The sequence below is a fragment of the Brucella sp. NBRC 12950 genome, assembly GCF_030268145.1.
GTDB lineage: Bacteria > Pseudomonadota > Alphaproteobacteria > Rhizobiales > Rhizobiaceae > Brucella.
On the sequence record NZ_BSQC01000008.1, the window covers coordinates 205,366 to 227,973 of the forward strand.

The following is a 22,608-nucleotide window of genomic DNA, read 5'->3' on the forward strand; positions in this document are numbered from 1 at the left end:
GGGGAGGAAAGTCCGGCAATGCAGGGCTGGGGAATTATAGGCGTCGCATTTCTGTATCTGTTGATGCTGTTTGCGGTGGCAAGCATCGGTGACAGACGTGCTGCGCGCTGGAGTAGTGCCCCGCGTCCCTATATTTACGCACTCAGTCTTGCCGTTTACTGCACTTCGTGGACCTTCTTCGGCTCGGTCGGTTTATCAGCCCAGCGCGGGCTTGAGTTCTTAGGCATTTATATCGGGCCTATTCTGGTTTTCACGCTTGGCAATCGTCTGCTGCGTCATATTGTGCGGCTTGCAAAGGCCGAACATATCACTTCCATCGCCGATTTTCTGGCAGCGCGCTATGGCAAGAGCTTTGGTGTGGCGTCGCTGGCAACCTGTATCGCAGCGGTCGGGTCCATTCCTTATATCGCGCTACAGCTCAAAGCTGTTTCCGGCAGTGTTGGTCTGGTGATGGAGCATTACGGCTCTGCCTTCGATCCTTCGTCCTTTGTGTTTGGCGATATTTCGCTGCCCGTGGCAGCGGTTCTGGCGGTCTTTGCGATCCTGTTCGGTACGCGCCATACGGATGCAACAGAGCACCAGAATGGGCTTATTCTGGCGGTTGCGCTCGAATCAGTGATCAAACTCTCCGCATTCCTTGCCGTGGGACTGGCCTGCACTTTCTTCGTGTTTGGGTCGCCTGGCGAATTGATAGAAAAGATCTCGCAATCGCCCGCAGCACTTGATGCATTTCACTACGAAACATCCATCGGCACATGGATTGTGCATACGATGCTGAGTGCTGCGGCCATCATCATGCTGCCGCGACAGTTTCATGTAACGGTCGTGGAAAGCCGCAGCGAAAAAGAACTGCGCACGGCTTCGTGGCTGTTTCCGCTCTATCTGATCTTGATCAATATCTTCGTTTTCCCGATTGCGCTGATTGGCGTGATGACGCTTGGAAATACGGTGAGCGGCGATCTTTATGTACTAGCTTTACCACTTTCAGCCGGTGCACACTGGCTGGCATTGATTGCGTTTTTAGGTGGGCTTTCGGCTGCGACCGCAATGGTGATTGTTGCCTGCGTGGCGCTCTCGATCATGATCTCCAACCACCTTGTTCTGCCGCTGATCATCCGCAGATTGGCCGTGCGCCATCCGACAGAGCAGCGTGATCTGACGATGATCATTCTCAATACCCGGCGGCTGACGATTATCGGTATTCTGGCACTGGCCTTCGCCTATTACCGCATGGCGTCGAACAATATTCATCTCGCATCCATTGGCCTCATATCCTTTGCGGCCATTGCGCAATTCGTGCCGTCTTTTATTGGTGGCCTGTTCTGGCGCAATGCTAATGGGCGCGGGGCAATGCTGGGCCTTTCGGCGGGCTTTCTGATCTGGGCCTACACCCTGTTGTTGCCGACGGTTGCGCCTGAAAATGCTGCCATTTTGCGGGATGGATTTCTGGGGTTCACGGCTCTGCGGCCAGAAGCGCTGTTTGGCACTGATATGCTACCGCTCACCAATGGCGTGGTCTGGAGCCTGGCCGCTAATACGTTGTTCTATCTTCTTGGCTCGCTGTCGCGTGCCTCGACGCCGCTTGAACGTATTCAGGCCAGTATTTTCCTGCCACGCTATTTTATTGGCACCCCCACGCTCAAGCGTTTCCGCACAACCGTTACCGTTGCCGAACTCAAAGCAACTATGGCCAGATATCTCGGTGCTGAACGTGTTGAGCGCGCTTTCCTGCGTTTTGAAGGGCGTGAGCAGCGCAGGCTGGATCCGGGCATGACGGTCGACACGCCACTCATCCGCTACGCAGAACAATTGCTTGGCACGGCCGTTGGCTCTTCGTCGGCACGTCTGGTTCTGTCGTTGATGCTCAAGCGGAATGATGCATCAGCACGCGATGCGCGGCAGTTACTGGATGATGCTTCCGTTGCTCTGCAACAAAACCGCGATCTTTTGCAGATCGCTCTCGACCAGATGGACCAGGGTATCACGGTTCTCGACAAGGACTTGCGGCTAACCTGCTGGAACCGTCAGTTTCGCAGGCTGTTCGATCTGCCTGATGAAGTAATGCAGGTGGGCATACCGGTCTCTGAGATTGTGGAGCATCTGGCACGCAGCGGCGATCTCGCAGCCAATGCACAGAACGCCGCCATTCGTTCGCTGGCGACATTGCGCAAACCGTGGCGTCTGACGCTGAAATCGACGGGCAAGGTGCTGGAAATCAATTCCAATCCGATGCCAGATGGCGGACTTGTGGCGACCTATACCGATATTACTGATGAGGTCGAGGCGGATATCAGCCGTCAGCGGGCCGCGGAAGTGCTGGAGCAGCGTGTTGCTGACCGTACGGCAGAACTAACCCATGTGAACCAGAAACTTGCCAAGGCGCAGAGCGTTGCCGAAGAAGCCAATCTGGGAAAGACGCGCTTTCTTGCTGCGGCTGGTCACGACATTCTGCAACCGCTCAATGCTGCACGGCTTTACAGCACGGCACTGGCCGAAAAACTCGGTCGTGCAGAAACAAGCCAACTTGCAAGAAACATCGATTCTTCACTTGAATCGGTGGAAGCCATTCTCGGAATGGTCCTCGATATATCGCGACTTGATACGGGCGCGCTGAAGCCTGAAGTTTCGGCCTTCCGGCTCGACCGGCTTTTGAGCCAGATCGCCACTGATTTCACGCCGATGGCACGCAAAAAGGGGCTGAAACTGCGCGTGGTGCCATCGAGTATTGTGGTCAAAACTGATCGCAACATGTTGCGTCGTCTTATCCAGAACCTCGTTTCCAATGCTATCAAATACAGCCGTAAAGGCGGCATTCTCTTAGGCGTCCGTCGTCGCGGCAATTTTGTGGAATTGCAGGTGCTTGATACAGGTATTGGTATCCCGAAGCCGAAGCTTAAACTGGTTTTCCGTGAATTCACGCGCCTTGATGAAGGTATGCGCGAGGCAGAAGGCCTGGGGCTTGGTCTTTCGATCGTCGATCGTATTGCACGGATGCTCGAACTGCCGCTGACAGTTTCATCGGACCCGGGCAAGGGCAGCATTTTCACACTCTGTCTTCCGATCAGCGATGAAGCAGTCCCGGTTGAGGAAATCGCCAGTCGCAAGGGCGTGAAACGTGCCTCCAGTCTGACAGGGCTTGACGTGCTCTGCATCGACAACGACGCTAATATTCTGGCCGGAATGGAAACCCTGCTCAATGGCTGGGGCTGCAATGTGACAACGCTGCGCGGTGGTGCCGGGCTGAAAGTGTTCTGTGTCGAGCGTGAAGTGGCACCGGATATTATCGTGGCTGACTATCATCTCGATAATGAGAACGGGCTGGATATGATCGGTTTCACGCGCGAGACTTTCGGGCATGAGATTCCAGCTATTCTGCTGACGGCTGATCGTTCCAAGGAAGTTCGCAAACGAGCCGACGACGAGAACGTGACGGTGTTAAACAAGCCGCTGCGTCCCGCAGCCCTGCGCTCGCTTTTATCGAGCGCATTGCATCAGCGCCAATCAGCAGCGGAATGAATTATCAGAGTGGCTCTGAGCTCAACGCATCATTACCAATGCGTGACAGAAGAATGACCGCCTGTGTGCGGCTGTCGACGCCAAGCTTCTGCAAAACAGCAGAGACGTGCGCCTTGACGGTGGCTTCAGAAACATTCAGCTCATAGGCGATCTGCTTGTTGAGCAATCCCTCGGCGAGCATGGTGAGAACACGCGTTTGCTGCGGTGTAAGCGTTCTGATCTTGTTGATCAGCGTTTCGATTTCCGGATCATGTGCCTGATCAAGATCGATGTCTGATGGTGTCCAGATGTCGCCGGCAAGAACCGCATGTACGGCTTCACCAATGGCTTCCATACTGGCCGATTTGGATATGAAACCCGATGCACCGAGTTCGACCGCGTGGCGGATTGTTGCGGCATCATCAGTCGCTGATACAATGATGATCGGGAGAGCGGGCTGAAGCGCTTTAAGCGTGACCAGACCGGAAAGGCCCGTGCCTCCAGGCATGGTCAGATCCAGCAGCAGCAGATCAACATCGTCGCGTTCTACGACCAGTTTTTTCGCGGCATCGAAATCGCCGACTTCGATGATTTCAGCCTCTTCAGGCAAACTGGACAGAACCTGCCGCAACGCGCCTCTGAAAAGCGGATGGTCGTCAGCGATGATAAACTGCATAAGCCTCGCACGCCATTTTCTATGTCCTCCCCGAGCGATGCATTATTACATGCAACTCTTTTGTTTTATGCCGATTTTCAATCCGGGCAACCAAAAATAGCGGTATTTGGCCTGAACATATGTCGCATTGCCGCCTTCTGGCCGCATTATGTGCTAATTTCACATATGAACGAGAGCAACCCGGCAAAGATGGGAACGGCTCAAACGGGAACGAAAAGGCACTTTATGACGCGCAATACGCTTTATCCTGAAATCCAGCCCTTTAAGGAAGAGATGCTGCAGGTTTCGCCTCTGCACCGCATCCATGTCGAACAATGCGGCAATCCTGATGGCAAACCCGTTATCATGATTCATGGCGGTCCCGGCGGCGGCATCACGCCTGCCATGCGTCGTCTGCACGATCCCGAGAAATATCGTATCATCCTTTTCGATCAGCGCGGTTGCGGACGCTCCACGCCTCATGCTGAACTGCGCGAGAATACCACCTGGGATCTCGTGGCCGATATGGAGCATATCCGCGCCCATCTTGGTCTAGATAAATGGCAGGTATTCGGCGGCTCCTGGGGCTCGACACTGGGGCTGGCCTATGCTGAAACTCATCCTGAGCATGTCTCGGAAATCATTCTGCGCGGCATTTTCATGGTGCGCCGGTTTGAAGTCGATTGGATGTACTCCAATGGTGCAAGCATCATCTTCCCGGATCACTTCGAAGCCTATCAAGAACATATTCCGGAAGATGAACGCGGCGATATGATCGCAGCTTACTACAAGCGTCTGACGGACCGAGATCCGCAGGTGCAGCTTGCCGCGGCTCGTCTGTGGGCGCGCTGGGAAGGATCGGTGCTGTCGATCCAGCCTGATCCGGCGCGTGTCGAAGCCTTCGGCGAAGACCTCTACGCGGTCGCTTTCGCCCGGATCGAATGTCACTATTTCCAAAACCGTGGCTTCCTCGAAAGCGATGACCAGCTTCTTCGGAATGTTGAGCGTATCCGACAGATTCCGGGCGTCATCGTTCATGGACGGTATGATATCTGCACGCCGTTCATCAATGCATGGCAACTCAAGAAGATGTGGCCCGAAGCCGATCTGAAGATCGTTGAAGACAGTGGGCATTCCGTTACTGAACCGGGCATCACCCACGAATTGATTGAAGCAACAAAACGCTTTGCAGCATAAGATCAAAAATAAGAGGCGCATTTTCTGCGCCTCTTTCTTTAGCTAGTTCAAAAAAAGACGCCTCTAATTGGTGCTTTTTGAAAGTTCATCTTTTCTTTGAATATTTTCGCCTACAATCTAGCGAGCGAACAATTGTGATCGCAACTGATCGCAGGAGTTCATCGTAGTGATTTATCTGGCGAAGCTTACCCGCAGCAAAGACGGCCCCGGTTAAGCTCGTGTTTGAGAGGGATACTGGCTAATGTTGAAAGAATTCAGAGAATTTGCTCTCAAGGGCAACATGGTCGATCTGGCCATCGGTGTTATCATCGGCGGGGCATTTGGTGGTCTCGTTAACTCGATCGTCAATGACATCATCATGCCGGTCATTGGTTTGATCACCGGTGGTATCGACTTCTCCAACATGTTCATCCAGCTTGCTGGCGATCCAAAGTCCACGCTCGCTGCTGCTCGTGAAGCTGGCGCGACCATTGCTTATGGTAACTTCGTTACCCTGCTCATCAACTTCCTGATCGTTGCCTGGGTTCTCTTCATCGTGGTCAAGGCGATGAACCGCCTCAAGAAGAAGGAAGAAGCCAAGCCGGAAGCTGCAGCAGAGCTGCCACGCGATGAAGTTCTGCTGGCCGAAATCCGCGATCTTCTGGCAAAGCAGAGCAAAGCCTGATTGCTTTCAAAATATTTTATCAAGAGCGGAGCCTTCGGGCTCCGTTTCTCGTTTGATCCATCAATAAGGCTGATCGGATCATCACAAAATACCACATGATTTCATGTGTGCTCCTTGCTAATCAGGTGCAAGCACAACCGGATTTTATGTGGGAACAAATGACGCTTATCGCCAAACTTCGACCTGAAGCAGCCCAGTCACCCGAAAGCGGCATTGTTGCCGTTGCCAATCATGGCCGGGGTAAGCCGGGACTAATTCCGCTGTGGGTTGGAGAGGGCGATCTGCCCACTCCTGATTTCATCCGTGAGGCGGCCCAGAAGGGTATCGCAGATGGTGAAACCTTCTATACGTGGCAGGCTGGCATTCCTGAACTCCGTGAAGGGCTTGCCCGTTATCACGCGCGTCATTTCCCGCAATCCTTCAATCCTGAAAACTTCTATGTCACCGGTTCAGGAATGCACGCCATTGAAATGGCGCTGAAGGCAACCACTGGTGCGGGTGAAGAAGCAATCTATCTTTCGCCTGCCTGGCCTAACTTCGTTGGCGCCGCAGGGCTTGCAGGGGCAGTTCCTGTGCCGGTCGAGCTAGAATTCGGCGCCAATGGCTGGGTTCTTGATCCTGAGAAGATTGCTGCGGCGATTACACCACGCACCCGCGCCATGTTCATCAATACGCCGTCCAATCCGACTGGCTGGACTGCTGATGTTGAGACGCTGCGCTTCATCCTCAATCTGGCCCGTGAGAAGGGCATCTGGATCATTGCCGATGAGATTTACACCCATTTCTATTACGGCGGTGGGCGTGCGCCATCCTTCATGGATATCATGGAGCCGGATGACCGTATCATCTTCGTTAATTCCTTCTCAAAGAACTGGGCGATGACCGGCTGGCGCGTGGGTTGGATGACGGTACATCCGTCCATCGGTCCTGTTGTCGAGAACATGATTCAGTATTCCAATTCCGGTGTGGCGCAGTTCATGCAGCGCGGTGCGGTTGCGGCGCTTGACCATGGCGATGACTTCATTGCTATGCAGGTGGAGCGTGCGCGTTCAACGCGGGACCGTCTCTGCGCGACGTTGCAGGAAACTGGCAGGGTGCGTTTGGCGCCGCCACAGGGTGCTTTCTATCTGTTCTTCGGCGTCGAAGGTGTGACGAATTCGGTTCAGGCTGCAATCGATATGGTCGATAATGCAAATGTAGGTCTTGCACCGGGCAGCGCATTTGGTCTGGGCGGTAAGGGCTTCTTCCGTCTTTGCTTCTGTCGCGATCCGCAACAGGTGGATGAATCTGCAGCGAGGCTGGTGCAATGGATCAATCAGAGATAAGCGGTTAGCTCCGGATAGGGCTTTATCGCCCAAATCAACCCTGCTGCCACTATCTGGCAGTAGGGTAATGCGATACATCTCAGATTATGTCCCGATCAGAACGTCTTTTTGAACTCTTGCAGGCGTTGCGCCGTCACCGTCGGCCGGTTAGTGGCAAAACGCTTGCCGCGGAAACCGGTGTCAGTATCCGCACGCTGTATCGCGATATTGCAAGTTTGCAGGCGCAGGGGGCAGAGATAGAGGGTGAACCGGGTATTGGCTATGTACTCAAACCCGGCTTTCTGTTGCCTCCATTGATGTTTCGTCCCGAAGAGATCGATGCGCTGGTACTGGGTGCGCGGTGGGTGGCGGAGCGAACCGACCACAAGCTTCAGGATGCTGCAAAAGGCGCACTTGCACGCATAAGCGCTGTCTTGCCCGATGAATTGCGGGCAACGCTTGATACCTCAACGCTCCTTGTCGGTCCGAGTGCAAAGCTGCCGACCGATGGCATCGATACTGCAATTCTTCGCGAAGCGATCAGGGCTGAACGCAAAGTTCTGCTCGATTATCAGGACGGCAATGGCCAAGTGACAAAGCGCGTAATCTGGCCGTTTGCACTTTCATTTTTTGATAGTGCGCGCGTGCTCGTTGCGTGGTGCGAATTGCGTGAAGGCTTCCGGCACTTTCGCACGGACAGAATTGCTGCGGTTGACGTTGTGGAACAGCGTTATCCGAAACGACGTCAGATTCTGTTGCGTGAGTGGCGTGAGACACAAGGAATTAAACCACGCGAATTATGATGCTGCCAAAAACTGGCAGTGTGTTGCTGTAGATCGAGGATGTCACAATTTTACAGAGGACATTTTGATGATCGACAAGAACAGTATCCTGCTTTTCGTCACCGACACAGACGCTAGCATTCGCTTTTATACAAAGCTGCTCGGGCAGGAGCCGGTAGCAGCCAGCCCGACATTTGGTATGTTCATTTTGCCTTCTGGTCTTGGCCTGGGCCTTTGGAAAAAAACTGGCGTTGAACCGGCACCAACCGCCGCAGGCGGGGCGGCGGATCTTGGCTTCAGCGTGAATGAGCCGGGAATGGTCGATTCAATGTATGTTGATTGGAAGGCGAAGGGGGCTTCCATCCTCATGCTGCCGACCGACCTTGATTTTGGACGCAGTTTCGTTGCTGCCGATCCGGATGGGCATCGCCTTCGGGTCTACACAGTCGATGATGAATAGCAAAAAGGCCGGTGAAAACCGGCCTTTTTTGATGCTTTATTGCTGAACTTATCAGCCGCCCGCTTTGGAAACCATCAGCGGAATGATGCGGTCTGAATTAGCAGCTTTCGGTGCATCCGGTTCTGCAAATGGGATGCCAAGCGTGTTCCAGACTTCCAACAATGCATCCTTGAGACCATCAATCAGCAGGTCGTCATGCAATGGTGACGGAGTGATGCGCAGGCGTTCGGTGCCGCGTGGCACAGTCGGATAGTTGATTGGCTGAATATAGATGCCATGCACGTCGAGAAGACGGTCGCTGGCTTTCTTGCAAAGTTCCGGATCGCCAACCAGAATTGGTACGATGTGTGTTTCCGAAGACATGACGGGGAACCCGGCGGCCGACAGAACGTCCTTGGCGCGCTGCGCCTGACGCTGCTGGCCATCGCGTTCGACCTGCGAAATCTTCAAGTGACGGATCGCAGCGGTCGCGGAAGCAGCAACCGCTGGCGGAAGCGACGTTGTGAAGATGAAGCCCGGCGCATAAGAACGCACGGCATCGATGATTGCGCGAGAACCGGTGATATAGCCACCCAGCGCGCCAAATGCCTTGGCAAGCGTGCCCTCGATAATGTCGATGCGATCTGCAAGGCCGTCACGTTCGGTGATGCCACCGCCACGGGCACCATACATGCCAACCGCATGGACCTCATCGATATAGGTCATGGCGTTATATTTGTCGGCGAGGTCTGCAATCTTTTCGATAGGCGCAATGTCGCCATCCATCGAATAAACGGATTCAAACACGATCAGCTTGGCGCGGGAATGGTCCGCAGCTTTCAGAAGCTGTTCGAGGTGCTCGACGTCGTTATGGCGGAAAATCTTCTTTTCTGCACCGGAGCGACGCACGCCTTCGATCATTGAAGCGTGGTTCAATTCGTCAGAAAGGATCAGGCAATTTGGAAGCAGCCGTGCAATTGTCGAGATCGATGCTTCGTTGGAAACGAAACCTGATGTGAAGACGAGACCGGCTTCCTTGCCATGCAGATCGGCAAGTTCTGCTTCCAGCTCTACAAGCGGATGGTTGTTACCCGAAATATTGCGGGTTCCACCTGCGCCGGAGCCTGTATTGTTGGCTGTATCGCACATTGCCTTAATGACATCAGGATGGTGCCCCATGCCAAGATAGTCGTTCGAGCACCAAACGGTGATCTCACGGGCAGTGCCATTGTTACGCCAGGTAGCTCGGGGGAAGCGGCCCACGATGCGTTCAAGATCAGCAAACACGCGGTAACGCTTCTCGGCGTGCAACTGGTCGATCGCTTCTTCAAAAAACCGGCGATAGTCCATTATACGCTCCTTGTTACTGCTCTAGTACCGCTTTTGCTCGATTGCGTCCATGCCGCAATGACGGGCAATTTGCCACGCTTTCGTGAAGCTGCATTGATCAAAATCAAACAAATAGCCGGTTTTCAGTATCTGAACAAAAAAGGCGGGCTATCTGGTCATCAGGCGGTAGATGAATTTTGGTGCCAAATCTCGGCGGCGTACATAGACCCGCGGCATACCGAATGGATCGTCGGATGCTCGCGCACGAGCACGGACGGTCGTTGTTGCAGTTTCATATCCGGCTTCGCGGCACATTTCGCGATGCACGGCATGATTCCCGCCATAGGGATAAGCGAAGTTGGTCACTTCTGATCCGAGCATTTCCTCGAGCATGGTCTTGGATAGGGCGATCTGCTGGCGGGCTTCGTCTTCCGGTATCTTTTCAAGATTGACGTGATCGATTGTATGCGCGCCGACTTCGTGGCCGAGTGCTGCCCATTCACGCATCTGCGTGACCGACATGCAGGGCGTCAAAGGCACACCCATGGCCTGATCCCAGACATTACTGCCGCCAACCTGATTGGCGACAAAGTAATTGGTTGCCGTGAAGCCAAAATCGGCAAGAACCGGCAGCGCATTCTCATAATTATTGAGAAACCCGTCATCGAAGGTGATGACTGCGACTTTGCCGGTTTTCTCGCCTTTAATATAAGGCATGGCATCGCGCAGTGAGAGGCCCTGATAGCCGAGCCTCTTCAGCCAGGCCATCTGGTTTCGAAACTTGTCCGGATGCACCCAAAGCCCGCGAAAAGGAATCTTCTTATGTGGGAGAGGGGCAATCTGATGATAGAGAAGAATCGGAACAGCCATTTGTTTCACTTCGATCTTGCAGAAAAGCGACGCACACGCATCCGGTAGATTGGGCGCAGGATCTCACGCGCAAGCTTATCTGAGAAGGACTTCTTGTGCTGGATGGTCGTCCCGCCAAGCTGTGCGGAGATTTCCTTGACCCCGCCTGGAATGACTGCAAGCGGCTGCAGGCCCGTCACCCAGCGCATTTGTACGGTGGTGTCGACAGGTCGGTCGAACTGTTCTGTCGCTGCAAGCAATTTCTGAGCCGCGTCGAAACTCACAAGCTGCGCTACCATGCCAAGCCCGATTGGATTGGGAATGATGATGCGTATCTGGTCGTTGCGAAACACTTCGCGACCATGTTCGCGATCGTCGCGGAAAGTGAAGCGTACGAAGCTACCTGGCTCAAAATGATTGGTGACGGCATGGAAGGCGGTGTTAAAAACGTCTGTCAGTTCGATGTCGTCTTCGATGATAAAACCGGCATCGAGTTTCTGATCAACAATGGCCTGCCAAGCTTTGCGATGCGACAGAAAGCACGCGATTTCATTCTTGCTCAATTCAAAAGGATAACGCGGCGCATGAAGTTTGCGGCGGTAAACGCGTTTGATTTCCGCGTCTGCGAGCGCGCGGCTGTCAACAGCGTCAATGACTTCCGTTTTGACAGGCAGTTCACGAATGAGTTTGTCGACTTGCGGTCCGCGATCGGTCGAGCGCGCCAAGTGGATGATAAAGGCCTTGATGTTCATGTAAAACCTGAGCGCGCAAAAAGTAAATTCAGCCGAAGCGGCGTTCTATATCTGCTATGCGCTTAATTTTCGCAAGTCACACTTACTAGCCTACTTTATGAAGATCTCCCGCAGCGATCTTTTCTTCGATCCACTTGCGCTCGGCTGCCCAGTCGTGCCGCTTCCAGCCTTCCCAGCTGAAGCCACAGATTTTGACGTCCCAATCGGGTAAAGAGTATTTACGCAGAACAAGCCAGATACCGAAGAAGCCAGTGCTGGGAAAGACTGTCTTCATGCGGTCAGCGCCAATGCCAAGCTCTTCACAAACAGCGAAATAATCCTGCGAAGGCATGATGCGGATCTTCTTTCCAGCACGACCGAAATAATCAATTGCCTGATTGGTCCAGTCAGCGCGGCGGCCTTTTAGGCGTGAGAGAAAATTGGGGTGGTGGTGGAACCGCTTGATGATGCTCGGATGAAATGCAAACAGAACTTCTGGGGTATTTCGAACAATCTCAGAATTTATGAAAGTCGGATCTTTGATCCATTGTTCCATCTGCTTGCTCGATGTTGCAAGCATCAACATGTCGGTTTTTGTGCCGCTCATTCCGAGAGAGACGCGCGGTTCATTGAAACGAAGGACAAGATCGGCTGCGTCAATTTCAGAAGACAGATCACGGTCGAGAGGACCGTTCCCGACAATAAATATCGTTTTGTTCATACGTTGGGGAATCTTATTCTGTTAAGCCAGATAAACAGATTTAGTTAAAATCCGAAGATTACAAGTTTCGAACGCCCTCCTAACTCTATGGAGAGGTGTTTTGCCGATCACTTTTATCGCGGGCAGTAACGAACTGCGTTACTGCGGGTCGCTCATTGTGTCAGCGCTGACGTCATTGCAGCCATGCAGTTTATGCACTTCTCAAAACGATTAAAAAGACGGAAGCTTCATATTGGGAGGAAGGTAAAAAGCTCAGTACTTAGAGGGTGCTGAATATAAGGGGATACCACAATGAACCACCTCCGTACCCAGTTTTCCCGTTGGATGCAGTATCGCGAAAATCTGCGCGAGTTGAGCGGTTGCACTGACCGCGAGCTTTATGATCTCGGTCTGACGCGTGATGACATCCATCGCGTAGCCCGTGAAGCAGCTTTCGCCTGATTACTCAGGCGAAGCGTCTATCAGGCAGCTTCAAACTTCACCCGGCTTTTTAAAGCGGATGTGAATGTCATCGCCTGCGAGATCAAAACCGGCATAGTTGCGCTGAAAGGCGATAAGGGCATCATTTACGCCCTTTGAATAATCGTCGTCATGCACTTCGACGTGATGCCGGTAAATGATGCGATCGTCTTTGTAGAATATAACCTGACCTTCCATGATGGCCTCCTGTTTAGCGCATCCCGAAAAGTGCGAAGCTGTATTCGGACAAGATGCGCGTAAGAAATAGGCGTGCAACCCTATGGGTGATGGGCGCGCGAACGCGTCCTGAACGTCGGTATCTTCTATCGAGATAGGCGTTGGCTTGTTGCTTTCAAGCTTTGCCGCTGTCGTTTTCGCCTTTGCAAAGCTCAAGCCACGCTCTTGCGGCATGGGAAAGAAACGCGCCTTTGCGCCAGATCAAGGCCAAGTCCCAATTCACTTCCGCGTCTCTGATCCGATGGATGCGAATGCCGGGATTCTTGCGCTGTTCGGCGATCATTTGCGGCAGAAAGCCAATACCCATGCCTGCCGCCACCAACTCGACAATAAAGTCGATCTGGCTGGAGCGCACGGCGACATGCGGAGACAATCCACGCTGATGACACGCATCCAGAATGATATGATTGAGCGCGAAGCCGCTTTCGAAAAGAATGAAGGGCAGGCTAGCAATGTCCGACAAGGGAATGCCGCCATCGTCGATGAAACTGTGATTGGCGGGAAGCAGGGCTACGACCGGTTCGCAGCGGACCTCCTGCCATTCGAAGCTCTCTTCGACGGGCAGAAGCGAGGCGGCAAGTTCCACATCGCCAGCCAGCAAAAGCTCTTCCAGCCGCTTGCTGCCATGTTCGACCAGCTGAATGTCGATATCGGGATACAGTTTGGTAAAGGCTGCAAAGACCGGGGCAAACAACACGCTGGAGCCGATGGGTGGCAAGCCAAGTCGCAAGAGCCCGCGCTTAAGTCCGCGCAACTCGCCAAGCTCGGTCAGCATATCATCTTTTTCTGTCAGCATCGCCAATGCGCGGCGGTAGACGATTTCGCCCGCACTTGTCAGGCGGGGTGGGGTGGCCTCTCGGTCAAGCAAGGTGAGCCCGAGTTCTTCTTCGAGCTGCCGCACCGTCTTGCTGACGGTGGATTGGGTGGCATTGATGGTGCGGGCGGCGGCCGAAAAGCCGCCCTGTCGCACCACTTCCACGAAAGCCTGAAAGCTGCGTAAGTTCATAAGCTATTCTATTATGGAATAGCTGCAATGAAATCAATTCATTTCTGGAATGGCGGCGCAGCCCCTATATTGAATTCACAAACACCCGCACTGGAACATGACCATGACCACCCATAACCTGATGATCCGCTTTCGCTATGCGCTGCACAACAGCCGTCTGATGCAGATAGCGACCCTGTTCGGCTTCTGGCTGGCAGGTGAGGGTTTTGTCCGCCTGGTTGGACTGCCGCTACCCGGTGGTATTGTCGGCATGGCGCTGGTTCTGGCGCTGCTCTTAAGTGGTCGCATCAGCCTGTTCAGCATGAAGCGTGGCGCGGAATGGTTTCTGGCGGAAATGCTTTTGTTCTTTGTGCCTGCGGTTCTCGCCGTTCTTGAGCATCGGGAGCTGCTCGGAATGCTCGGGGTGAAGATCATGGCTGTTATTTTGGTTGGCACGCTGACTGTGATGACTGTGACAGCACTTACTGTTGATATGTGCTATCGCCTGAGTGTGCGCTATGCCGCTAAGTAATCCCTATGTGGCCATGCTGTTTTGGTCAGCGGCCACAATCCTCCTTTACCTAGCAGCAAAGCGCGTCTACCGCCGCTTTCCAATGTGGTGGCTGACACCGCTTGCCGTTACACCATTGCTGCTAATGGCGCTTCTCATTGGCATGAATGAAAATTACCGCAGTTACTTCGGCGCAACGCATTGGCTTGTTGCCTTGCTCGGACCTGCGACCGTAGCCTTTGCTATTCCGATCTATCAGCAACGCGCAACCATTCGTCGGTACTGGCCTGTTTTGCTGGTCGGTGTGGTGATGGGCAGTTCGTCGGCAATGCTGTCTGCGTGGGGTTTAGCGCATTTGCTTGGTCTTAACGATGCGATCAGCCTCAGTCTGATGCCGCGCTCGATGAGTACGCCTTTTGCCATGACAGTTTCCGGTGATATTGGCGGCACGCCTGACCTGACGGCAATCTTTGTGGTTATTACCGGCGTCTTTGGTGCAGCTCTGGGCGAACTTATGCTCAACTGGCTACCATTGCGCTCGACGCTCGCACGTGGCGCGCTGTTTGGCATGGGCGCGCATGGTGCAGGCGTCGCCAAGGCGCACCAGATTGGCAGAGAAGAAGGTTCGATCGCTGGCCTCGTGATGGTGCTTGTCGGACTGGTCAATGTTCTGGCTGCGCCTTTCATTGCCCATCTTCTCTGAATCATTGTTTTAGCAGCATATTTTTCTACAAATGCTTATTTAATGAGCAGGATTCTTATATTCACATTTTTGCAATAAACTTAAGCATCGGCGTATTTGCATAACTGTTATGCGTTATTGGTCGTTGTTGAATAAAGAGGCTCAAGGTAAACATTGCTCATCGGGTTCACTCCTCCTCCCAGAACCCGATGACGAATACGGCACTCCTCCTCCCAGCCGTATTCAAGATCAGGCCGCGCATCCTCCTCCCGCGCGGCCTTTTTCTTTTTCTAATCTTCCAAAAACACATTCTGATCTGTTAACAGTGCGTCGCCGCATAGCCCCATGGGCATTTGAGCCGATGTAAACTATCTCTCGGGCAAGTTCACATTTGCGGTGAGTGCCTCTGTCTGAGAGACTTGCCGCCACAAAAGCGGGAGATCGCAATCATGACCAGCGGCATCCATCACCTCACGCTCATTACGCGCAAGGTTCAGGCCAATGTCGATTTCTATGCAGGCTTTTTGGGCCTGCGTATCGTCAAGCAGACTGGCGGCTTTGAAGATGCCGAGCAGTTGCACCTCTTCTATGGTGATCGCTCGGGCACGCCCGGCTCGCTGATCACTTTCCTCGTCTGGGAAGATGGTGCGAAAGGCCGTGTTGGTCACGGTCAGATTAGCGAAATTGCACTCGCCATTGATCGTGCTTCGGTCGGCTTCTGGCTGGAGCGGGCATTGCGCTATCATATGCAGTCCGAAGGTCCGGTGCAGGAGTTTGGCGAGCCAGTGCTGCGCCTGCGCGACCCAGATGGCGTGATCGTCAAGCTGGTCGGTAGCGATCTTGCAGCCAATGACGCATGGGTGTCTGGTGACGTTCCGGCAGAACATGCCGTGCGCCGCATCCGTTCGGCCACGATCCTGTCCGAGCAGCCTGAGCAAACTGCGAGCTTCATCGAGCGTTACTTCGGTTTCCATTCTCAGACGAAAGAAGGCACGATTGATCGTCTCGTTTCCGATTCAGGTGATGCAATTGACGTCCGCGACGCAAGTGGTTTTTGGCCGGGTATTCCGGGAACGGGTATTGCCGATCATGTGGCTTTCCGTGCCGCAACAACTGACGATGTGACGACACTGGAGAAGGAGCTTTCAAAGCTTAACTCCAGCGAAGTGAATGTGCATGATCGCAAATACTTCACATCTCTCTATGTCCGCGAGCCGGGCGGAACTCTGTTTGAGTTTGCCACAGACGCGCCCGGGTTCACTGTTGACGAAACGGTGGAGACACTCGGCCAAGCTCTTTTTGTGCCGCCGGGCAACGAACAGCAGGCCGACGCGATCCGTGCTCGTATGCCTCAATTTGGTCTGCCGGGCGAGGAGCGGGTGATCTATCGCGAATTGCCGTTTGTGCATCGTATTCATCAGCCGGAAAACCCGGATGGAACGACGCTCATTCTTCTGCATGGGACGGGTGGCAATGAAAACGATCTTATGCCGCTTGCTCGTCTTGCTGCGCCTCGTGCAACGCTACTTGGTGTTCGCGGACGTAGCACGGAAGAGGGCATTCAGCGCTGGTTTCGCCGGTTCGACCTGAAACGGTTCGACCAGAACGACATCCGGTTTGAGGCGGAGGCTTTTGAAGCTTTTGTCGAGGGGGCGATTGCTGCTTACGGCATCGACCCTGAACGAACTGCCTTCATAGGCAATTCCAACGGGGCGAATTTACTTGCGGCTTTCATGCGGCTGCATCCGCATGTCGTGCGTAGGGCTGTATTGCTGCGCGCAACGGATGTTTTGGAAGAGCAGCCAATTGCGGACCTTTCGGACGCTTCTGTCCTGTTACTCAACGGGATAGGTGATCCATTTGGAGATGCATCCGGCAAGTTGGAAGCGGCCTTGCGGGCGGATGGGGCTGCAATAGACGTTCTTTCCGCAGAAGGTGGTCACGGGCTGTCGGATGAAGATGTCCGGCTGACCGGTGAATGGCTGCAGCAAAAGCTCTGACTGTTTGTAAGAGATAAGAAAAAGGGCCGCCGGAGATCTCCGGCGGCCCTTTTGTTGTTTAATCAAGAGGCTTCAAGCCCTTTTCAATCGCCTGTCGTTTTCCTTCAAGGAATGGCGGCAGTGATAAGCTTTCGCCGAGGGTTTCAAGTGGTTCGTCAACTGCGAAGCCAGGACCATCGGTTGCGATTTCAAACAAAACGCCATTGGGTTCGCGGAAGTAGAGCGAGCGGAAATAATAGCGCTCGACCTCACCGCTTGATGGAATACGAAACGCTCTCAGACGATCCACCCATTCCTGCATGGTTTCCTGATCCGGAGTACGGAAAGCAACGTGATGCACTGCGCCTGCTCCCTGGCCAGCAGGTTCCAGATTAGGCTGCACAGCGATGTGCAACTCAGCACCCGCACCACCGTTACCCATTTCAAAGACATGGACATGGCCTTCGCCATCAGGCGATGCATAGTCGCCAGCTTCACGCATGTTCATCACCTTTTCCAGCACGATTTTTGTCGGTGCCAGATCCGGAACGCTTAGCGTGATCGGGCCAAGGCCACGTATCTGCCGCTCAGCAGGAACCGGGCTTTTCTCCCAGCTATGCGATGCGCCTATGCCGCCATCATCGGTCAAGCGCAGCCGCTGGCCTTCCGGGTCCTCAAAATCGAGAACTGCGCGACCGGCAATCTCGAATATGTCGCCAGTTTCGATGCCCTTTCCTTTGAGGTGATTGCGCCACCAATCGAGGCTTGCAACCCCGTTCACGCGCAATCCTGTCCGCGAAACACTGTGTGTGCCGCGCCGTTCACGATGGACGGGCCAATCGAAAAAGGTAATGTCAGTCCCCGGAGATGCCAGCCCATCGGCATAGAACAAATGATATGCGCTGGTGTCATCCTGATTGACAGTTTTCTTGATAAGTCGAAGCCCGAGCGTGTCGGTATAGAAGCGACGATTGCCCGGTGCATCAGCGGTAATGGCTGTCAGATGATGCAACCCTGTGAGTTGCGGCTTAAGTTCTGAAGTCATTGTATTTCCTCCTGCGCAAAGGCGGACTTGCCCGCGCTGTTGGCTCAAATATCGGGCGCTTGGGATCTGCAGAAAAGTGGCTGTTGCGGAAACAGTGTGTAACCAAGATGCCGCATCGAGACGATCTTTCCACAGCCCCCACATTTAGGACTTGGCATATCCTCTCAGGTAAAGAATATATTAACCGCGCGCTCCGTGATGGTGAGAGCGCTCTTCGGTTTGTATCTTGTCAGGAGAGTTGGGTTTTGCGGAGCATCATTCGTCGTACTGCCCCGGCATTGCTTGTCTGCCTGACGCTGATCACCGGCTGTGCAAGCCGTCCGGATGGTGTTCTCGTTCCTATTGCTGCAAGTGTTCCCGGCGCATCAAAGGTCGATCTTCTGGTGGCAACTACGCGCGCGCCTTCCGGCAATCCAGGAACGTTATTTTCCGGCGAACGCGATCAGGATATCAGCCTGACGGAGATCATGGTCTCCATCCCGCCTGAAAAGAACCGCAAGGTCGGCGAAGTTCAATGGCCAAAGAAGCTGCCCGCCAATCCGCTCAAGGATTTTGCCACAGTTGAGGTCAAAGCGATCAATACCGAAACTGGTGCGCGTCAGTGGCTTCAGCACAGCCTGCCGAAATCTCGACGTGTGATGGTGTTTGTCCATGGGTTCAACAACACCTATGAGGATTCGGTCTATCGTTTCGCGCAGATCGTTCATGATTCAGGCGCCGAGGTTGCGCCGGTCATCTTCACATGGCCGTCGCGCGGCAGCGTGTTTGATTATAATTACGACAAGGAAAGCACGAATTATTCACGCGATGCACTTGAAACGACTTTGCGTAAAATCGCCGAAGATCCGCGTGTAAAAGATATCACTGTCATGGCTCATTCCATGGGCAGTTGGTTGACGGTTGAAGCTCTGCGCCAGATGGCGATCCGCGACAAGCGTGTTAATCCGAAGATTAGCGATGTCATTCTCGCGTCCCCTGATCTCGACGTGGATGTGTTCAGCAAACAGTACCGCGCGATGGGCAAAGACCATCCGCGCTTCACCCTTTTCACGTCGCGCGACGACCGAGCCCTGCGCGCTTCCCGTTTCATCTCGGGTAATGTTGATCGTCTCGGACAAATCGACCCGTCGGTAGAGCCATATCGTTCTCAGCTTGAGACGGCGGGGATAACTGTCATCGATCTCACGCAGCTTAAAGCTGGAGACAGTCTCAATCACGGCAAGTTTGCCGCAAGCCCAGAAGTCGTACAGCTGATAGGCCAGCGTCTCGTCACTGGCCAGACGATCACCGATTCCGACATCGGACTGGGTGAGCGTCTCGGTGCTGTGGCCCTTGGTACGGCGCAAGGTGTAGGCAGTGCTGCATCGCTGGTTGTCAGTGCGCCGATTGCCGTCTTCGATCCAAACACCCGCCGAACCTATAATGAGCAGATCGACAGGTTTGGCAGAACAGTGGGCGGCACGGTCAGCGGTGCAGTTGGTAACTAAGCGCGGGCTCTTTCATATATTCACGAGCAAATGCGCTGTTGTCATATTTGAGGGCGCGCTGTAGGACTGCGACAAAATCTGGTTGTTGGCAGGGAGACCCTCATGCAGATCATCCATACGATTGAAGACTTGCGCTTTGCGCTGGGCGCAGCCCGCAAGAGCGGTAAATCTATCGGCCTCGTGCCAACAATGGGCTATCTGCACAAAGGGCATCTCGAACTTGTTCGCCGCTCGCGCGAGGACAATGACGTCACCGTCGTTTCGATCTTCGTCAATCCGCTGCAATTTGGTGCCAACGAAGACCTCGACAAATATCCGCGTGATCTGGAACGCGATGCAAATCTACTCCGCAATGCGGATGTCGATTTTCTCTTCGCGCCTGCCGTGTCGGATATGTACCCTCGACCGATGCAGACGGTGGTTGATGTTCCAACACTCGGCAACCAGATGGAAGGCGAGGCGCGTCCCGGTCATTTTGCGGGTGTTGCAACAGTCGTGAGCAAGCTTTTCAACATCGTTGGGTCTGAGGCCGCTTACTTCGGGGAGAAGGATTTTCAGCAGCTCGTTATCATCCGCCGCATGGTGGACGATATGGCTATCCCGGTGCGTGTCGTTGGTGTTGAGACGGTGCGTGAGGACGATGGGCTCGCCTGTTCATCGCGCAATGTTTACCTGACAGCTGAGCAGCGCGCCGCGGCAATCATCGTGCCAAAAGCATTGGATGAGGCCGAGCGACTTTATCGGTTGGGCGTAGATGATCCTGAAGCATTGGAAGTAGCCATTCGAGCATTTATTGCGTCAGAACCATTGGCGGCGGTGGAAGTGTTGGCGCTTCGCGATCCGCAGACGCTAGAGCGCCTTGAGACCGTGCAGGGGAGGCCGCTTCTCGTCGCTCTATTTGTACGTTTTGGAAACACAAAGCTGCTCGATAATCGCGTGATTGCACTTGCCGCACAGGAAAAGGCCGCTTGACATGAGCGTCACCGTTAAGAAGAAGCGCCTTTCACCAAAGGCAGTTCAAGCAATGAAGGGCGTGCGCCCGATTGTCAGCCTTACGGCCTATACGACGCCGATTGCCCGGCTGCTCGATCCGCATTGCGATCTTCTTCTGGTGGGCGATTCCGTTGGCATGGTGCTTTACGGCTTGGATTCGACGCTTGCCGTTACGCTCGATATGATGATCGCGCATGGACAGGCAGTGATGCGCGGCGTGGAACATGCCTGCGTGACTGTTGACATGCCGTTTGGTTCTTATCAGGAATCGAAGGAACAAGCTTTCCGCAATGCGGCCCGCATCATGCAGGAAACCGGCTGTGACGGCGTAAAGCTTGAGGGCGGCGAGGAAATGGCTGAGACGGTTGAATTCCTCGTCAAGCGTGGCATTCCGGTCTTCGGTCATGTCGGGTTGATGCCGCAGCAGGTGAATACGGTTGGTGGTTTCCGCTCACTCGGTCGCGATGATGAAGAGGCCAACCGCATCCGCCGTGATGCGCAGGCTATTGCAGAAGCTGGTGCGTTCGCGCTGGTCATTGAAGGCACGGTTGAGCCATTGGCGCGCGAAATCACGCAGACCCTGTCAATTCCGACAATTGGCATCGGTGCATCGCCTGCCTGTGACGGTCAGATTCTTGTTTCAGATGACATGCTTGGTCTGTTTCAGGACTTCACGCCGCGTTTCGTCAAGCGCTTCACGGAGCTTGCACCACAGGTTTCGGATGCTGCCAAAGCCTATGCGGAAGAAGTGCGCGCCCGATCATTTCCGGGACCGGAGCATGTGTTTGGTGTCAAGAAGTAACTAAGCTTACGATCTGACTGCTTTTAAGAATAGATTCTGAACGCCGCGAACCATTTCATCGCGCTCTGTGATGTTTGAGCGGATGATAAAATCATCAACAGCGCCATGCAGCGCATGAAACAGCAGCGTTGCCAGCAAGCGCGTGTTTTCAATTGACCAAGCACCCGCTGTCTTGCCTTCGCTCAGCAGCAGATCAAGGCGGATGATTGCCGGGTTTTCCTGCATCACATGGCGCATAGGCGGGTGAAAGTCATGAAAAACCAGATCGTGCAGGCGATAATTATCGAGATAGCTCGCAATGCCTGTGCTGGCCCAGACAGCGAGACGAGTGTTCCAGTCATTGGCTGGAACACTATTCATTTCGCTATCAAGCCGCTCGCAATAAAAGGCAATGAAGCGCTCGCGTAATGCCACAAGGATATCGTCCTTGCTGCGAAAATGCAGGTAGAATGTACCCTTGGCGACATCGGCCTTGCGCACAATCTCGTCGACGCTGGTTGCTGCGAAACCTTTTTCAAGAAAGATCGTTTCAGCAGCCGACATAAGCTCGCTGCGGCGGATTTCCGCCGGTTTGGTGCGGGGCTTGGTCTTGGCTGCTGGCAAATCCTTCACTCCGGTTTTCAGGCTGCTTCCAGTTTTGCGCGGATTGCAGCTTTGTCAAAAGCAAGCTGGTTGGGTCGAACAACCCGTTCATCAAGCCAGTGCAGGGCGGCATCGATATTTGAGAATGTACCGGCTGGCACGCGGAACAACTTTTCCGCATCCAAGCGGCTTGCTTCCTCATACACGGATTCAGGCACAATGCTAACCATGCCCATGACCTGATGGCGGATGCGTTCGGCATTCTGTTGAAACCATTGCTTGATTTCACGCGCTGCACCGTCTGGATGCTGAAGTGCATCCGTGTCGAGAAAGCGCTGGATCGCAATGAAGGGCTTTCCTTCATCCAGCCATGCATTCCAGCTATCGAAGAATGCGCGCAGCTCTTCAATGGATGATGGGCCTTTGGCGAGCGTGACGATATAGGGCCACTGTTCGGTATCGTGAAACATAGGATCTCGCTTTTGCTGCGGCCTTCGAGCGTCGGTTTAAACAGCATCCAGAAATTTGCGTTGCACGTCTGGAGGCAGCTGAACCCGGCCGCAAGCACTCATGTCTCGTGGTTATTGGGGCTGACAACCTGAAAGACCTGCACGCACACATTAGCCGGTCTCTCAGGTCGCCAATTTCACTGACTGATAGTCAGTCATTTATAATTTGCA

At 53.9% G+C, this 22,608-nt stretch carries 23 protein-coding genes; 13 read left to right on the forward strand and 10 right to left on the reverse strand.

Annotated features, from left to right (window positions below; all coding sequences use genetic code 11):
* The first annotated feature begins 18 nt into the window (after positions 1-18).
* Positions 19-3,516: a PAS domain-containing hybrid sensor histidine kinase/response regulator gene (locus QSJ70_RS15195; RefSeq protein WP_285537554.1), complete on the forward strand. Its 3,498-nt coding sequence runs from the start codon at positions 19-21 to the stop codon at positions 3,514-3,516.
* Positions 3,517-3,520: 4 nt separating this feature from the next.
* Here the strand turns inward: QSJ70_RS15195 and QSJ70_RS15200 are convergent, their stop codons facing one another.
* Positions 3,521-4,171, reverse strand: a complete 651-nt coding sequence (locus QSJ70_RS15200; RefSeq protein ID WP_285537556.1) for a response regulator transcription factor — start codon at positions 4,169-4,171, stop codon at positions 3,521-3,523.
* Between the two features lie 225 nt (positions 4,172-4,396).
* On the opposite strand from QSJ70_RS15200, the gene pip reads away from it, so the two are divergent.
* The 5 genes from pip to QSJ70_RS15225 all read left to right on the forward strand — a co-directional run bounded on the left by pip (position 4,397) and on the right by QSJ70_RS15225 (position 8,557).
* On the forward strand, positions 4,397-5,347 hold the full coding sequence (pip, locus tag QSJ70_RS15205; protein WP_007873518.1) for a prolyl aminopeptidase: 951 nt from the start codon (positions 4,397-4,399) through the stop codon (positions 5,345-5,347).
* Positions 5,348-5,588: 241 nt separating this feature from the next.
* Positions 5,589-6,011, forward strand: coding sequence for a large conductance mechanosensitive channel protein MscL (mscL, locus tag QSJ70_RS15210; protein WP_007873519.1), 423 nt, complete (start codon positions 5,589-5,591; stop codon positions 6,009-6,011).
* A 158-nt stretch (positions 6,012-6,169) separates the two neighbouring features.
* On the forward strand, positions 6,170-7,336 hold the full coding sequence (locus QSJ70_RS15215; protein WP_285537557.1) for a pyridoxal phosphate-dependent aminotransferase: 1,167 nt from the start codon (positions 6,170-6,172) through the stop codon (positions 7,334-7,336).
* A gap of 86 nt (positions 7,337-7,422) precedes the next feature.
* Positions 7,423-8,118 (forward strand): helix-turn-helix transcriptional regulator, encoded by a 696-nt coding sequence (locus QSJ70_RS15220; protein ID WP_285537559.1) that lies wholly within the window; start codon positions 7,423-7,425, stop codon positions 8,116-8,118.
* Between the two features lie 67 nt (positions 8,119-8,185).
* Positions 8,186-8,557, forward strand: a complete 372-nt coding sequence (locus QSJ70_RS15225; protein ID WP_064320170.1) for a VOC family protein — start codon at positions 8,186-8,188, stop codon at positions 8,555-8,557.
* A gap of 51 nt (positions 8,558-8,608) precedes the next feature.
* Here QSJ70_RS15225 and hemA read toward each other — a convergent pair whose 3' ends face one another.
* The 4 genes from hemA to QSJ70_RS15245 all read right to left on the reverse strand — a co-directional run bounded on the left by hemA (position 8,609) and on the right by QSJ70_RS15245 (position 12,166).
* Positions 8,609-9,886 (reverse strand): 5-aminolevulinate synthase, encoded by a 1,278-nt coding sequence (hemA, locus tag QSJ70_RS15230; protein ID WP_231193754.1) that lies wholly within the window; start codon positions 9,884-9,886, stop codon positions 8,609-8,611.
* Positions 9,887-10,033: 147 nt separating this feature from the next.
* Positions 10,034-10,735: a polysaccharide deacetylase family protein gene (locus QSJ70_RS15235; protein WP_285537564.1), complete on the reverse strand. Its 702-nt coding sequence runs from the start codon at positions 10,733-10,735 to the stop codon at positions 10,034-10,036.
* A gap of 5 nt (positions 10,736-10,740) precedes the next feature.
* Positions 10,741-11,466, reverse strand: coding sequence for a glycosyltransferase family 25 protein (locus QSJ70_RS15240; protein WP_285537566.1), 726 nt, complete (start codon positions 11,464-11,466; stop codon positions 10,741-10,743).
* A gap of 85 nt (positions 11,467-11,551) precedes the next feature.
* Entirely contained in the window at positions 11,552-12,166 is a 615-nt protein-coding gene (locus tag QSJ70_RS15245) for a glycosyltransferase family 29 protein (RefSeq protein ID WP_079211497.1), read from the reverse strand.
* 291 nt (positions 12,167-12,457) lie between these two features.
* Here QSJ70_RS15245 and QSJ70_RS15250 point away from each other — a divergent pair, with 291 nt between their 5' ends.
* The gene (locus QSJ70_RS15250) at positions 12,458-12,607 is read left to right on the forward strand and encodes a DUF1127 domain-containing protein (protein WP_007873528.1); all 150 of its coding nucleotides are present in this window, start codon (positions 12,458-12,460) and stop codon (positions 12,605-12,607) included.
* A gap of 30 nt (positions 12,608-12,637) precedes the next feature.
* On the opposite strand, the gene QSJ70_RS15255 is transcribed toward QSJ70_RS15250, so the two are convergent.
* Both QSJ70_RS15255 and QSJ70_RS15260 read right to left on the reverse strand, forming a co-directional pair.
* A complete protein-coding gene (locus QSJ70_RS15255) occupies positions 12,638-12,823 on the reverse strand; it encodes a hypothetical protein (protein WP_007873529.1) in 186 nt (61 codons plus the stop codon).
* A gap of 154 nt (positions 12,824-12,977) precedes the next feature.
* On the reverse strand, positions 12,978-13,868 hold the full coding sequence (locus QSJ70_RS15260) for a LysR substrate-binding domain-containing protein (protein WP_285537569.1): 891 nt from the start codon (positions 13,866-13,868) through the stop codon (positions 12,978-12,980).
* A 103-nt stretch (positions 13,869-13,971) separates the two neighbouring features.
* On the opposite strand from QSJ70_RS15260, the gene QSJ70_RS15265 reads away from it, so the two are divergent.
* From QSJ70_RS15265 to QSJ70_RS15275, 3 genes are all read left to right on the forward strand, one after another.
* On the forward strand, positions 13,972-14,379 hold the full coding sequence (locus tag QSJ70_RS15265; RefSeq protein ID WP_285537571.1) for a CidA/LrgA family protein: 408 nt from the start codon (positions 13,972-13,974) through the stop codon (positions 14,377-14,379).
* A complete protein-coding gene (locus tag QSJ70_RS15270; protein WP_007873533.1) occupies positions 14,366-15,061 on the forward strand; it encodes an LrgB family protein in 696 nt (231 codons plus the stop codon). The genes QSJ70_RS15265 and QSJ70_RS15270 overlap by 14 nt, the downstream gene beginning before the upstream one ends.
* A 428-nt stretch (positions 15,062-15,489) precedes the next feature.
* Complete coding sequence (locus tag QSJ70_RS15275) at positions 15,490-17,040, forward strand: VOC family protein (RefSeq protein WP_285537573.1); 1,551 nt, start codon at positions 15,490-15,492, stop codon at positions 17,038-17,040.
* A 58-nt stretch (positions 17,041-17,098) separates the two neighbouring features.
* On the opposite strand, the gene QSJ70_RS15280 is transcribed toward QSJ70_RS15275, so the two are convergent.
* Positions 17,099-18,064 carry a ring-cleaving dioxygenase gene (locus tag QSJ70_RS15280; RefSeq protein ID WP_285537574.1) on the reverse strand — a complete coding sequence of 322 codons (966 nt, stop codon included), beginning with the start codon at positions 18,062-18,064 and terminating at the stop codon, positions 17,099-17,101.
* Positions 18,065-18,309: 245 nt separating this feature from the next.
* On the opposite strand from QSJ70_RS15280, the gene QSJ70_RS15285 reads away from it, so the two are divergent.
* The 3 genes from QSJ70_RS15285 to panB all read left to right on the forward strand — a co-directional run bounded on the left by QSJ70_RS15285 (position 18,310) and on the right by panB (position 21,346).
* Entirely contained in the window at positions 18,310-19,551 is a 1,242-nt protein-coding gene (locus QSJ70_RS15285; protein ID WP_007873537.1) for an alpha/beta hydrolase, read from the forward strand.
* A 102-nt stretch (positions 19,552-19,653) separates the two neighbouring features.
* Positions 19,654-20,523, forward strand: coding sequence for a pantoate--beta-alanine ligase (gene panC / locus QSJ70_RS15290; RefSeq protein ID WP_285537576.1), 870 nt, complete (start codon positions 19,654-19,656; stop codon positions 20,521-20,523).
* A gap of 1 nt (position 20,524) precedes the next feature.
* Complete coding sequence (panB, locus tag QSJ70_RS15295) at positions 20,525-21,346, forward strand: 3-methyl-2-oxobutanoate hydroxymethyltransferase (RefSeq protein ID WP_285537578.1); 822 nt, start codon at positions 20,525-20,527, stop codon at positions 21,344-21,346.
* Between the two features lie 6 nt (positions 21,347-21,352).
* Here the strand turns inward: panB and QSJ70_RS15300 are convergent, their stop codons facing one another.
* A complete protein-coding gene (locus QSJ70_RS15300; protein ID WP_285537579.1) occupies positions 21,353-21,958 on the reverse strand; it encodes a TetR/AcrR family transcriptional regulator in 606 nt (201 codons plus the stop codon).
* An 8-nt stretch (positions 21,959-21,966) separates the two neighbouring features.
* A complete protein-coding gene (locus QSJ70_RS15305; RefSeq protein ID WP_285537581.1) occupies positions 21,967-22,398 on the reverse strand; it encodes a hypothetical protein in 432 nt (143 codons plus the stop codon).
* Positions 22,399-22,608: the final 210 nt, after the last annotated feature.

Coding starts and splice junctions, on each gene's coding strand:
- QSJ70_RS15195 (WP_285537554.1), top strand. CDS start 19: ATGCAGGGCTGGGGAATTATAGGCGTCGCATTTCTGTATCTGTTGATG.
- QSJ70_RS15200 (WP_285537556.1), bottom strand. CDS start 4,171: ATGCAGTTTATCATCGCTGACGACCATCCGCTTTTCAGAGGCGCGTTG.
- pip (WP_007873518.1), top strand. CDS start 4,397: ATGACGCGCAATACGCTTTATCCTGAAATCCAGCCCTTTAAGGAAGAG.
- mscL (WP_007873519.1), top strand. CDS start 5,589: ATGTTGAAAGAATTCAGAGAATTTGCTCTCAAGGGCAACATGGTCGAT.
- QSJ70_RS15215 (WP_285537557.1), top strand. CDS start 6,170: ATGACGCTTATCGCCAAACTTCGACCTGAAGCAGCCCAGTCACCCGAA.
- QSJ70_RS15220 (WP_285537559.1), top strand. CDS start 7,423: ATGTCCCGATCAGAACGTCTTTTTGAACTCTTGCAGGCGTTGCGCCGT.
- QSJ70_RS15225 (WP_064320170.1), top strand. CDS start 8,186: ATGATCGACAAGAACAGTATCCTGCTTTTCGTCACCGACACAGACGCT.
- hemA (WP_231193754.1), bottom strand. CDS start 9,886: ATGGACTATCGCCGGTTTTTTGAAGAAGCGATCGACCAGTTGCACGCC.
- QSJ70_RS15235 (WP_285537564.1), bottom strand. CDS start 10,735: ATGGCTGTTCCGATTCTTCTCTATCATCAGATTGCCCCTCTCCCACAT.
- QSJ70_RS15240 (WP_285537566.1), bottom strand. CDS start 11,466: ATGAACATCAAGGCCTTTATCATCCACTTGGCGCGCTCGACCGATCGC.
- QSJ70_RS15245 (WP_079211497.1), bottom strand. CDS start 12,166: ATGAACAAAACGATATTTATTGTCGGGAACGGTCCTCTCGACCGTGAT.
- QSJ70_RS15250 (WP_007873528.1), top strand. CDS start 12,458: ATGAACCACCTCCGTACCCAGTTTTCCCGTTGGATGCAGTATCGCGAA.
- QSJ70_RS15255 (WP_007873529.1), bottom strand. CDS start 12,823: ATGGAAGGTCAGGTTATATTCTACAAAGACGATCGCATCATTTACCGG.
- QSJ70_RS15260 (WP_285537569.1), bottom strand. CDS start 13,868: ATGAACTTACGCAGCTTTCAGGCTTTCGTGGAAGTGGTGCGACAGGGC.
- QSJ70_RS15265 (WP_285537571.1), top strand. CDS start 13,972: ATGACCACCCATAACCTGATGATCCGCTTTCGCTATGCGCTGCACAAC.
- QSJ70_RS15270 (WP_007873533.1), top strand. CDS start 14,366: ATGCCGCTAAGTAATCCCTATGTGGCCATGCTGTTTTGGTCAGCGGCC.
- QSJ70_RS15275 (WP_285537573.1), top strand. CDS start 15,490: ATGACCAGCGGCATCCATCACCTCACGCTCATTACGCGCAAGGTTCAG.
- QSJ70_RS15280 (WP_285537574.1), bottom strand. CDS start 18,064: ATGACTTCAGAACTTAAGCCGCAACTCACAGGGTTGCATCATCTGACA.
- panC (WP_285537576.1), top strand. CDS start 19,654: ATGCAGATCATCCATACGATTGAAGACTTGCGCTTTGCGCTGGGCGCA.
- panB (WP_285537578.1), top strand. CDS start 20,525: ATGAGCGTCACCGTTAAGAAGAAGCGCCTTTCACCAAAGGCAGTTCAA.
- QSJ70_RS15305 (WP_285537581.1), bottom strand. CDS start 22,398: ATGTTTCACGATACCGAACAGTGGCCCTATATCGTCACGCTCGCCAAA.